The 696-nt window shown below is 40.4% G+C and carries 1 protein-coding gene; it reads left to right on the forward strand.

Annotated features, from left to right (window positions below):
• Window positions 1-696 (forward strand): IS66 family transposase (gene tnpC, locus RM529_RS17650; protein WP_311486044.1); only part of this gene is annotated, 696 nt, incomplete at both ends.

Below are 696 nucleotides of genomic sequence, written 5' to 3' on the forward strand. Positions count from 1 at the left end.
AGTCTTTGACTATCAGCCTGGCCGTGGGCAAGAGGCACCTGAAGCTATGCTCGATAATTTTAAAGGCTATCTTCAGACAGATGGGTATGTGGTCTATGATCATTATGCCAAAAAAGAAGGGGTAACCCATTTGGGGTGCTGGGCACACGCCCGCCGTTATTATGAAAAATCGCTGGACAATGATCCCAAAAGGGCAACACACGCCTTAAAGGAGATCCAGAAATTATATGCTATTGAAAGAAAAATCAAAGAGGCAAATCTTAGTCCGGATCAAATTAAAGAGGTAAGGCTTAAGGAAGCGTTACCGGTAATTAATGAGTTTGGGAAATGGATGACCAAGCAGCTTGCTCACACGCTGCCTAAAAGCCTGATAGGAAAAGCTCTTGCCTATAGCGTCTTCAGGTGGGATGCACTATGTGCTTATCTCTATGACGGGAATTTACTTATTGATAATAATCTCATAGAAAATAAAATTCGTCCAGTTGCCCTGGGAAGGAAAAATTACTTATTTGCCGGATCTCATAAGGCTGCTCAGAGAGCTGCAGCAATTTATTCCTTCTTTGCTATTTGTAAAAAACACGAGGTGAATCCTTATGAATGGTTAAAATATACCCTGGAAAATATCATGACCATCAAGTACAAGGATATTAAGAACCTCTATCCCCAGAATTACAAAAAATTACAGCTGAATAAATA

This window comes from Autumnicola edwardsiae (assembly GCF_031846505.1).
Lineage (GTDB): Bacteria > Bacteroidota > Bacteroidia > Flavobacteriales > Flavobacteriaceae > Autumnicola > Autumnicola edwardsiae.